Origin of the sequence: Polaribacter sp. (assembly GCF_965656025.1) — a bacterium.
Classification (GTDB): domain Bacteria; phylum Bacteroidota; class Bacteroidia; order Flavobacteriales; family Flavobacteriaceae; genus Polaribacter.
The window spans coordinates 30,784-42,197 of the sequence record NZ_CBFHJT010000016.1 but is presented as its reverse complement, the minus strand read 5'-3'; the positions used below and the strand labels follow the sequence as shown (position 1 = coordinate 42,197).

The window sequence follows — 11,414 nt, the reverse complement described above, 5'->3', positions numbered from 1 at the left end:
TACAGTTTTGGGTGTTTTTTTATTTTGCTCTAAAAAATGATAAATTACCGATGTTTTACCAGAACCACGCTCTCCTATAATTATTGTGGCTGCATAATGTTTTTTTTGAAAGGTTTGGTACGCTTCGTCTAAAGTCTGTAAAGCTGCTTTTCTTCCAATAAATAGCGCTTCGTTTTGTAGTGTTTCAGATCTAAATAAACGTTGATATACATAAGGTAACGCTCCTAAAGCTTTTTCTGCTTGTTTTAAAAAATCAGACAAATGGCTATCTACATTTGCAGTTTCTTTATACAAACCTGTTCTAATTAATAAATTTTTAATGCGAACAGCTGTTTTTGTATATTTATTTTTTGTGTACCCAACAGCCACAGGTACAAAATTCTTTACATTATTAATAAACTGCTTTTTAAGTAGCTTACTTTTTTCAATAGATTTTGCTTTGGCAATTGTTAATCTAATTTCTAAAATGTTTTCTGTATCTGTTAACTCTAAAATACTTTTGTTAAACTTGTCTATACTTGGTAATAGTAAATTCGCATTGGTAGTGTTTAATTCTGTAAGTGTATTTTTTAGCTCTTCTACTTTTTCTTCACTTCTACCCAAACCTTCTAAAGCTACTTTTTTGGGTGTATTTTCTTTAGAAGTATTTTCTTGTGTTTCAGTTTCAAAAAGTGAAAGCGCAGATTCTAAATTAAATTCGTTTACCTGATTTATGGCATTTATATCTTCTATAAAAGTGGTAACTTTTGAACTTAAATCTAACTTTGCTTCTTTTATTTGTGCTGCCAAGTTTGGCCAACTTTGGTAAGAAACAATCTCAAAAGGTGAAATGTAATTTATAGAAGTTGTAGCTGTTTTTGTTGTATAATCTGTATCTGAGCTAATGGCTCTTTTTTTAGAAAGTGTTTGTAATACTTGTAGCGCATTTTCTTCAAAATAATTGACTTGCAATGGTAATTCTTGGTTAGAAATACGTTTTGTAGTTTCGTCTATTATTTTTTTAAAAGCTTTTGTATCCTTTTTAATTTGTGCAATAATAGTTTGTTTTACAGCTTTGTTATTTTCTGTATTGGCTATAGTAGCTTTGGTTTCTGATAGGTATTTTTTAATTTCTTCTAATTCTAAATATACGTTTTCTATACGTTTAGAAATGGAGTTTTCTAAAGTATTATACGTAAACATTAAGTTGAATATGATCTTATAGATTTCTATATCTAGTTCCCAATCGCTCTCTAAAACATTAAATGTATTTTGCCAAAGTTTTTGATTTTTACTACTTTTTTCTTCTGTATTTTTTAAGTGATTTTCTATCTTTTTTAATTGAAAAGAATTTGCAGATAATTCTATAGTGTCTGCTTTATACAAAGCGTTTGTATAGTTAATCGATGTATTTTCGAAGATATCATTTAATAATATTTTTTGTTGCTCTAGTCTTGTTTCTAAAGAAGGTAAGTCTGCTAATTTTACAAATAAATCATCAGGAAAAGATATTTCAGAATCAGCATTTAAATAGTTTTCTATTCCTACATCTATAGCCCTATCTACTACCCAATATGCCTCTGTAATTTGGTTAATTTCTTTATTTACAACATCATTAACAATAGCTAAATCTGCTACCAAATTCGTTTTAAAATAATGGCTGGTAATGTTTTTAAAAGGTATTTCTTGTTTCCAAAAAACAATTTGCTTTTTACGTTTTTTAAAAAGATTTATGGTTTTTAAAGGTATTTTAGAAACTTTAAAAGCATTGTATTTTAGTGCTTTTTTAAACTTTAAAACTTTAGAATCTACCTCTAAACCAACAAAACGTTCTTGGTCTTGTGTTCTAATAATAGTTTCATCTAAGGTAGTTAAATGAGTATCTAATGCTTCAAAATATGTATTAAAAAATAATGCTTCTTTGTTTAATGTATCAAAGTAAGTGGTAATACAGTTTTCTAAAGCAGTCTTATAGGTATTTAACTCTTTAAAAGTATCAAACTTGTTTTGTGGTGTTTGCTTTTTTTCTGATATTTTTTGTTGAAGAACCTCTATTTTTTGCATTGCTACATGGTGTGCTGTTGTTTTGTTTAAAAAAACAGGCACCATTTTATCTTTAAATAATGTTGCAATTACTTGCTTTTGTTGTAAGATTATTTCTTCCATTAATGGTTGTTGATCTAATAAAGATCTTTAAAATACTAAATATTTTATGAATATAGAAAATAATTTATAGATACCAAGATAGTAAAATGAAAGATAAACTTACTATCTTCTAAGAATCCAACTGGTCGGATTTAATTTCGTAGTATTTTTATACAACACAAAAATTAGCTTTGTTTTACCAGAAACTTTGTCTGTAAAAATTTTACCTATTTTTTGTCCTGTACCAACAACATCGCCTTTTTTTACATATAGTTTTTCTAAGTTGTTGTATGATGTTATGTAATTTCCATGTTGTATTAAAACATTTTTCTTACCCTCTGAAGTTACTAAAATGTTTAAAATTTTACCATTAAAAATAGCTTTTGCATCACTGTTTTTTTTGGTTGTAAAATGTAAGCCTGTACTATTTAATGTGATACCAGGAAAAGTTGGATGTGGCTGTCTACCAAATCTTCTTGTAATTAAACCTTCGTCTAAAGGCCAAGGCAGTTTCCCTTTATTAGACTCAAATTTCGCTGCCAAAGCTTTTGCTGCTGGACTTAAAATAAATTCGTTCTTTTTAGATGTTTTAGGTTTGTTTTTTACTTTTTTATTGGCTCTTGCAATGGCTTCTTTAATAATTTTATCAATTTTTTCTGCAACTCTTTTTTCTTCTTTTATTTTCTTTTTTAAATCTCTTTTGTACTTATTTTCATTCTTTTTTATAGAAGAAATTAATTTTTCTTTGCTTTTTTTATCGAGTTCAATTTTATCTTTTTGTTCTTTTTCTGATAAAATCAACGTGTCTTTTGCTTGTTTTTGTATTGTTAAAGAATCTATGATAGAAGCAACTGTTTTTGTTTGCGTTACAATTTTTTCGCCTTGTTTTTTTCTAAAAGACGTGTATTGCTTCATATACTCTAAACGCTTATATGCTTGATAAAAGTTATCTGAAGATAGCAAAAACATAATTTTACTCTGTTGAGATTTACTTTTGTAAGATTTAAAAATCATACGCGCATAATCTGCTTTTAAAGTTGCCAACTCTTTTTCTAATTTTACTACTTTTTTTTCGTTGGTTGATATTTGTTTAGATAATAGATTTGCTTCTGCATTAATGGTTTTAATTAATTGCTGCCTCACAGCTATTTTTTGGTTGATGTCTTTAAGATCTTCTAAAACATTTTTTTCTTTTTTAATTTCTTTAAAAAGTAAATTATTGACGAGAGCTATTTCTTTTTTTAATTTTTTCTGACGCTCTTCCAACTCTTTTTTTGTTTGTCCGTAAATAGAAAAACAAGAAAAAAGTACGCTAAAAAAAACAATATGTAAACGAGCTCTTATCACTATAAATTAATGCGTTTATAACCTTCTGGTATAGAAAATGAAGTATTTAATGGTGTGTTAAACTCTACAGATTTAACTGTAAAATTTATATTGGTGAGTTTTTTACCTTGTTTAGCTTTTATGTTTATTTTTTGTGGAAAAATTTCATTATCAACAACTCTGTAAGATGGATATTCTACTTCTAAAGCTTGATTTTTAAATGAATTTATTACTTTCTGAAAATCTAATTTAAAGTGCCCAGGATTTATACCAAAAAACATATTTAAAACACCATTTGTACTTTGCGGATTTAAAACATAAGTATTATCTATAATAGCAACTTCTTGTTTATTTTCTTTCAAATCTAAAATTGCTTGACCTAGAAAAAGGTTTTCTAATTGAGAATAATTTAAGGATGTACCCAATATTTTTTCTAACATTTTAAAATCACCTTTAAAATAATTTTTTGCATAAGGCGAATAATACTCAACAGAATTTGGGGTTATTTTAGCCTTAAATACCGTAATAAATTTTGAACCTTTTAGCCAAATTTCTTTGTCTTTGGTGATTCGTAAATAAACAGTTAGACTTTGTTTAGTTTTACCATCATTAAAACTTGCAGCTAGTTTTGCATCTACAGTTTCTTTATCAAAATCTACATTAACATGTTTTTTTACTACTCTTTTAGCAGACATGTCTTTAGCAACAGCATTTGTATCTATTACATATTTTTTTGTTTTACATGAGGTAAAAATTAGTGCAATTAGAACTAAATATTTAAATATTTTCATGCTATTTATTTAGTTTTTTAAATTTTTCTAAATATTTTTTTTCTTCAATTGAATTACCCAAACCTTTATATGCTTTCGCTATTTCTTTGTAAAAATTGGCTTCCATTTTATCTTCTATCACAAAATCGATACCGTTTTTTAAGGCAGTAATAGCTTTGTCAAATTCTTTTTTAGAAAGATATGCTTTTCCATTCATTAAATACACAAAAGGTTGTGCTGGAAAAAGAGAAATACCTTCTGCACTATATTTTAATAAGGCATCTGGGTTTTTCTGTTCGTTTTCTAAAATCTGCTTTAAAAGGGTGTATGTTTTATTACTTTCAAATTGTTTGTAAACCGTCTCTTTTTTATCGGTAAGTTTTCTCTCTACAGGAACCCTCTTTTTTCTATTTTCTAAATTTTCTTTAACTCTTTTATAGTTAGAAGTCAATAAGTTTTCTTTATCTAAAACCCTCATCAAATTTAGTGCTTCTGCATAATTGTTGTTTCTTAAATAGAGTCTTACTAAATAATTTCTTTCTTTCGGGTTTAAAGCAACTACTTTTTTTTGTGTTTCTATAGCATTTTTAAAGTCATTGTCTTTTAAATATACTTTAACCAAGTGTTTTAGCAACCATATATTCAATTTATTTTTTTCGATGGCTCTCTGTATATACTCTTTAGCTAAAAGTGTGTTATTTAATAATAAATAGTTTTTAGAAAACTCAAAAAAAACTGTAGCATTATTAGGTAATATTTGGTTACAACTTTCTAAATTTTCTATTGATTTTTGATAATTGCCAATAGATTTTTGCGAAAGTGCTTTGAAAAAAAAATCCTGAAAGTTTAACTCTTTTTCTTCCGTTAAATCTGGCGCTGCTGGTATACTGTCTTGTCCAAAAAAATTAAGAGAGCATAACAAAAAAAGTATAGAAAAAAGTGAACTTTTAAGATTGTCTAAAAATGTCTCTTTTCTAAATTGTATTTTCTTTTTTTTTAAGGTCATTTATATCAATTCTGTATAATCACCAATACTTACAGAGGTATAATTACCATTATACTTTGCATGATTTCCTATCATTGCATTATCTAAATTGGCGTTAGAAATTTCTACATTATTTTGTATTAAAGAATTACTTATGGTCGCATTATCTACAACGCTATTGCTTCCTAAAGAAACATAAGGGCCAATTTTTGCGTTCTTTAACACAACATTTTTACCAACATAACAAGGTTGTATAATTTCTGAGTTCTCTAATATAACGTCTTTAGAAACCAAATTATTACCAGCCTTATGTTCAAATTCTAACACTTGTTTGTTGGTATCTACTGTTGGGTCTTTTTTACCACAATCCATCCATGTATTTACAGTACCGGGTATAAATTTGGCCCCTTCACTTTTTAGAGTTTCTAAAACGTTTGTAAGTTGATATTCGTTATTTTCTTTTAAATCATTGTCTATTAAATACTGAATTTCATTTCTTACTCTATCTCCATCTTTAAAGTAATAAATACCAATAATTGCCAAATCAGAAACAAAATCTTTTGGTTTTTCTACAAAATCTGTAATAAAACCATTATCTAATTTCACTACACCAAAAGCACTTGGGTCTGCCACTTGCTTTACCCAAATAGCACCATCTGCATTTGCATCTAATTTAAAATCTGCTTTAAATAAAGTATCCGCATAAGCCACTACACAAGGTCCAGATAACGATTCTTTTGCACAAAAAAGTGCATGAGCTGTTCCTAATGCTTCTTCTTGCACATATACATTACCTTTTGCACCCAATTCTTTTGCAATTTGTAATAAATTTTCGGTTGTATTTTCTGGAAAACCTTTTTTTGCAGGTCCAATTATAAAAGCAATTTCATCAATTTCCTCATCAATCACAGAAGAAATATCTTCTACTAATCTTTGTACTATGGGTTTTCCTGCAATTACAGTTAAAGGTTTTGGTACTGTTAATGTATGTGGTCTTAAACGAGAACCAATACCTGCCATAGGAACAATTATCTTCATTTTTAATTAATTTTTTTTATATCTCGCAATATACCAATTATTGAAGTAGTAGTAAAATAGTTTTTATGGAAAAAACAGTGTACTAAAATCACTTATTCTGGAATATAAATAATAATATATAAGTCTTTAAAAGTATTTTGATATTTGATATTGAAAACATCTCAAAAATGACAAATGTACTTGATATTAAAAAAAAATTTTACTGACTTTAATTAAATTTAAACGTTTTAAAAACAAAAAAGTACTTTTTTAAAATTTTAATAATTTAAAACACTCAAAAAAAAACTAAAAAAATAAATATACAATATATTGATTTACAAGATTTTACAATTTAAACATCCCTGAATTCAGGTACAAATATCCCTGAATTCAGGGATGCAGAAAAATACCTGAATTCAGGGATTGACACAAGCATTATTTGGTAGTATTTTTACAACAACAAAATAGATCATTTAGTTAGCATATTCCCCCAATGCGACCCCTAAAAATTAAATGATTTAAAAACCCAAGCGTTTGCTTGGGTTTTTTGTTTCTTTGCAAAAAAAATAATCTTAATGAATTATTTATCAGTAGAAAATATATCTAAAGCTTACGGAGAGCGTGTTTTATTTGAAGACATTTCTTTTGGCATCAATAAAGATCAAAAAGTAGCTTTTGTAGCAAAAAATGGGAGTGGTAAAACATCTATCTTAAATATTATTGCAGGTTTAGACACACCAGATTCTGGGCAAGTAGTAAGCAGAAAAGACATTTCTATTGCATACTTATCTCAAAAAGACGATTTAAACCAAAATTTAACCATAGAAGAAACCATTTTTGCAACAGATAATAAAATTCTTTCTATTGTAAACAAATACGAAAAAGCATTAAAAAACCCTAATGATACAGATGCCTACCAAGCTGCTTTTGATTTGATGGACCAATACAATGCTTGGGATTTTGAAACACAATACAGACAAATTTTATCTAAACTAAAACTAGACAATTTAACTTTAAAAGTTAGTGCTCTTTCTGGTGGACAAAGAAAAAGACTTTCCTTAGCCATTGTTCTTATTAACAAACCCGATTTACTAATTTTAGATGAACCAACAAATCATTTAGATTTAGAGATGATAGAATGGTTGGAGGCTTTTTTTGCTAAAGAAAAAATTACTCTTTTTATGGTTACTCACGATCGATATTTTTTAGAACGTGTTTGTAATGAAATTTTAGAGTTAGATGAAGGTAAAATCTATAAATACAAAGGAAATTATTCGTACTATTTACAAAATAAAGAAGAACGTTTGGCATTAGAAGCTACCAATTTAAGTAAAGCAAAAAGTTTGTTTAAAAAGGAGCTAGATTGGATGCGTAAACAACCCAAAGCCAGAACTACAAAATCGAAATCTAGAACAGACGATTTTTACACAATTAAAGAAAAAGCACATCAACGAAGAAAAGACCACCAAATACAATTAGAAATAAATATGGAACGTTTGGGAAGCAAAATTCTTGAACTGCATAAAGTTTCTAAATCTTTTGATGACAAAGTAATTTTAGATGGTTTTGATTATGTTTTTAAAAGAGGAGAACGCATTGGTATTATTGGAAAAAATGGTACAGGAAAATCGTCTTTTTTAAATATTATAACCGAAAAAGCACCTGCAGATAGTGGTAAGGTTGTTTTAGGGGAAACTGTAAAATTTGGGTATTACACACAAGCTGGTATCAACATAAAAGAAGGACAAAAAGTAATAGAAGTTGTTAAGGAGTTTGGCGAGTTTATCCCTTTAACAAAAGGTAGAAAAATTTCTGCATCTCAACTTTTAGAACGCTTTTTATTTGATAAGAAAAAACAGTACGACTTTGTAGAAAAACTTTCTGGTGGTGAACAGAAAAGACTGTATTTATGTGCAGTTTTAATACAGAATCCTAACTTTTTAATTTTAGATGAGCCTACAAACGATTTAGATGTGGTAACTCTAAATGTTTTAGAAAGTTTCTTATTAGATTACCCAGGTAATTTATTAGTAGTTTCTCACGACCGATATTTTATGGATAAAATTGTAGATGCACTATTTGTTTTTAGAGGTGATGGTGTTGTAGAAAATTTTCCAGGGAATTACTCAGATTTTAGAGCCTATGATAATTCTACAGATAACACAGAAACCACAGTTGCTGAAAAACCGATTGAGAAAAAAGAAGTTAAACAAACATCTAAAACATCGTTAAGCTTTAACGAAAAAAGAGAGTTTGGTGCTTTAGAAGCAGAAATTGAGCGTCTTCAAAAAAGAAAAAGCACCATAGAAAAACAGTTTTTAAATGTTGAAATTACAACCGAAGATATTCCTGAAAAATCGAAAGAATTAGAAGAAATTATTAAAGAAATAGAGCAAAAAGAAGAACGTTGGTTAGAACTTTCTATGAAAATGGAATGATAATTTTTAAACTCTAACAATATCAGCCTCTTTTAAGATTTCTTGATTGTCGAATTTTAACAAGATTTGCGCAACAGCAATGGTATCTTTTTCGCAATAATTTACAATTCTTTGTATATTTTTTTCTTTGTAATACACACTTGCAACTTCACTGCCATCAATATCATCTTTTGGTGATGGTATTCCTAAAATAGCGGTCAATAATTTTAGAGAAGTGTAGTGTTTATAATCGCCAAATTTCCATAATTCTAAAGTATCTAAATGAGGCACTTCCCAAGGTTTTTTACCAAATAAATTTAATTTTTTTGGCAGTTCTATTTGGTGTATAATCATTCTTCTGGCTATAAAAGGAAAATCGAATTCCTTACCATTATGAGCGCATAAAACATGTGAAGGTTTAGAAAAATGTTTGTCTAACATAAATTTAAAATCAGCTAAAACTTTAGCTTCATCATCACCAAAAAAAGAAGTTACCCTAAATTTATTCTCTGTAAAATACCCAACTGAAATACAGATAATTTTACCAAACTCTGCCCAAATACCTGCTCTTTCGTAAAACGCTTCTGCTGTAATTTCTTCTTTACGTTGGTATTGTGTTTTCTTTTCAAATAAATTTTGATGTTCCTCTGATAGATTGTTCCAGCTACTTTCTTGTGGCACAGTTTCTATATCTAAAAATAAGATATTGGCAATTTTAACTTTTAAATTCATAGGTTTCTTTTTCTAGTCTAAAGATAATAAAAAAAGAAAAGCTCCGAAAATTTCGGAGCTTTTAGAAAAATTTATGCTTAAAAAATTATTTAATTACTAATTTTCTTGTGGCAATTTTATCGTTTTCTGTTACTTTTAAAATATAAATACCCGCAGTTACGTTTGCTACATCTATAGTGGCTTTTGTGCCATTAATAGTAGTTAACAACACTTGTTTACCTAATAAATTATAGATAGCAATTTCTTTTTTGCTACTATTACTAGAAGTAACTGTAAACTGATGGTTTGTTATAGGATTTGGATAGGTTGCGAAACCTAAAATTGCATTTCTTTCTAAACTTAACACAAAGTCATTTGCTATACCTGGAGTTCCTAAATCACCACCTGAAACAATTTCAGAGGTAGCTTCTGCCCAATTCGCACCATCATCATTATCTGTAGCAGAATATTTATTTGTTGCTAACTCCATACTTTTACCATTTGGGTCAGGAAATTCTGTTCCTCCATCCCAATCAACTTGATCAATAGCAGTACCTCCACATTCTAAAACAATATCATCTGCTCCATTTCCTAAAAAATAACCAGCTCCGTACTCATAGTTTACTGTAACACCGCCGTTTATACTAACATCACTTTTTACACCTAAAACAGCATAACCATTTGCTGGAACTACAACACTAGAAGCAATAGTATGTATCTCAGAAGAACTACTTGTATCTTTTAAAATCCACCCTAATAAATCTATTGATGAAGATGTAGTATTGTAAACTTCGAAATACTCGCCATCATTATCGCCAACAAATGAAGGATTTTGCATAATTTCTGTAATAATTATTGCCCCAACTGCAGGACAAGTAGCTGCTGGTACACAAGTTGGACTAGATAAAGTTCTAGATAAATCGCAAGTACTTTGTGAATTACCAACTATTGTAATATCTGCATCTACACCCTCTGATATATTAGAAAAAGTAATAGTTCCTGTTTCAACTGTATCAGGATTATCACCACCAACAACTACACCTGAAGGAGCTGTAATTGTATAAGTTGCACCAGTGTTACCTCCTGTAAATGCTATTGTAGCTGAGTAAGTATCTGTACCAGCTGTCTCTGTATCGCAAGTTGTAGCTATTTCTTCTAAAGATAAATCACATCCAAAGTCAGCAGAAAAAGAAACAGATTCTGATATTGCAGGACTTAAAGCAGCACCAGAGTTATCTACTAATTCTAATGTTAAAGTATATGAAGAACCAGGAACCACTTCTATTGAAGGTAAAGTTGTCGTATAAAAATTGGTGATTTCTGTAGAACCACCGATTGTTTCTAATGAAGCTTTTATATAACCATCACCAGAATTATCAGAAACACCAGAACCATTATCTGCAGAAACTGTAAAGTTTGAAACATTGATAGTTACATCTACCATTGTTGTTTTATAAACTGTAGATTCTGTAGGTGAAGAGATTGATAAGAAAGGTTCAGTACTAGGAGCTGTCCAAGTGATATCATCTACAATTACTTGTTTAGAAGTTATATTTTTTAATTCAATAACTACATCTCCAGTTATGTTTATACCAGAAACAGTAAAAACATGTTCGTTAAAATCATCAAAAGGTGTAGAAGTTCCTTTAGAAACTCCGTTTACAAAAAGTTCAACTTGTCTGTTACCTCCACCTGTAAAACCTTTATAAAGTTTCACAGAAAAATCTCCAATACCACCAGAAATTGTGCTCGATGTTACTTTACTATCATCAGAACTTCTTCTAAGCATTAATGCTGGTAAAGATATTCCAGAATTATTATTATCTCCATTTGCATCTCTTGATGCTATATAAGACCATGTAATTGAATTTTCTCCAACAAAACTGCCATCTGCATAAGAAGTAGTTATACTAGATTTATCGAAAGTTTCTTTTCCTTGTCCTAAAAGTATAGTACTACAAAACAAAGTTAAAAGTAAAGTAAAAAAGTAATTTTTTTTCATATGTAAAATATTAGATTAGATTAATTGAGTAAATATAGGAATTTTTAAGATACATAATTCCT

At 28.7% G+C, this 11,414-nt stretch carries 8 protein-coding genes; 1 reads left to right on the top strand and 7 read right to left on the bottom strand.

All coding sequences use genetic code 11. The features are described 5' to 3' along the window. The 5 genes from ACTG3S_RS04735 to ACTG3S_RS04715 all read right to left on the bottom strand — a co-directional run. Positions 1–2,145: ATP-binding protein (locus ACTG3S_RS04735; RefSeq protein ID WP_439128225.1), on the bottom strand; the 2,145-nt coding region annotated here is incomplete at its 3' end. A 102-nt stretch (positions 2,146–2,247) separates the two neighbouring features. After that, positions 2,248–3,471 carry a murein hydrolase activator EnvC family protein gene (locus tag ACTG3S_RS04730; protein WP_439128224.1) on the bottom strand — a complete coding sequence of 408 codons (1,224 nt, stop codon included), beginning with the start codon at positions 3,469–3,471 and terminating at the stop codon, positions 2,248–2,250. Next, entirely contained in the window at positions 3,471–4,241 is a 771-nt protein-coding gene (locus ACTG3S_RS04725; RefSeq protein WP_439128223.1) for a DUF4292 domain-containing protein, read from the bottom strand. The genes ACTG3S_RS04730 and ACTG3S_RS04725 overlap by 1 nt, the downstream gene beginning before the upstream one ends. A gap of 1 nt (position 4,242) precedes the next feature. After that, entirely contained in the window at positions 4,243–5,226 is a 984-nt protein-coding gene (locus ACTG3S_RS04720; RefSeq protein ID WP_439128222.1) for a tetratricopeptide repeat protein, read from the bottom strand. Then, complete coding sequence (locus tag ACTG3S_RS04715; RefSeq protein ID WP_439128221.1) at positions 5,227–6,243, bottom strand: sugar phosphate nucleotidyltransferase; 1,017 nt, start codon at positions 6,241–6,243, stop codon at positions 5,227–5,229. 554 nt (positions 6,244–6,797) lie between these two features. Between ACTG3S_RS04715 and ACTG3S_RS04710 the strand changes: the two genes are divergently transcribed. Beyond that, on the top strand, positions 6,798–8,660 hold the full coding sequence (locus tag ACTG3S_RS04710) for an ABC-F family ATP-binding cassette domain-containing protein (RefSeq protein WP_439128220.1): 1,863 nt from the start codon (positions 6,798–6,800) through the stop codon (positions 8,658–8,660). Between the two features lie 6 nt (positions 8,661–8,666). Here the strand turns inward: ACTG3S_RS04710 and ACTG3S_RS04705 are convergent, their stop codons facing one another. Both ACTG3S_RS04705 and ACTG3S_RS04700 read right to left on the bottom strand, forming a co-directional pair. Next, on the bottom strand, positions 8,667–9,371 hold the full coding sequence (locus ACTG3S_RS04705; RefSeq protein ID WP_439128219.1) for a 3'-5' exonuclease: 705 nt from the start codon (positions 9,369–9,371) through the stop codon (positions 8,667–8,669). Positions 9,372–9,456: 85 nt separating this feature from the next. After that, entirely contained in the window at positions 9,457–11,352 is a 1,896-nt protein-coding gene (locus ACTG3S_RS04700; RefSeq protein ID WP_439128218.1) for a T9SS type A sorting domain-containing protein, read from the bottom strand. Positions 11,353–11,414: the final 62 nt, after the last annotated feature.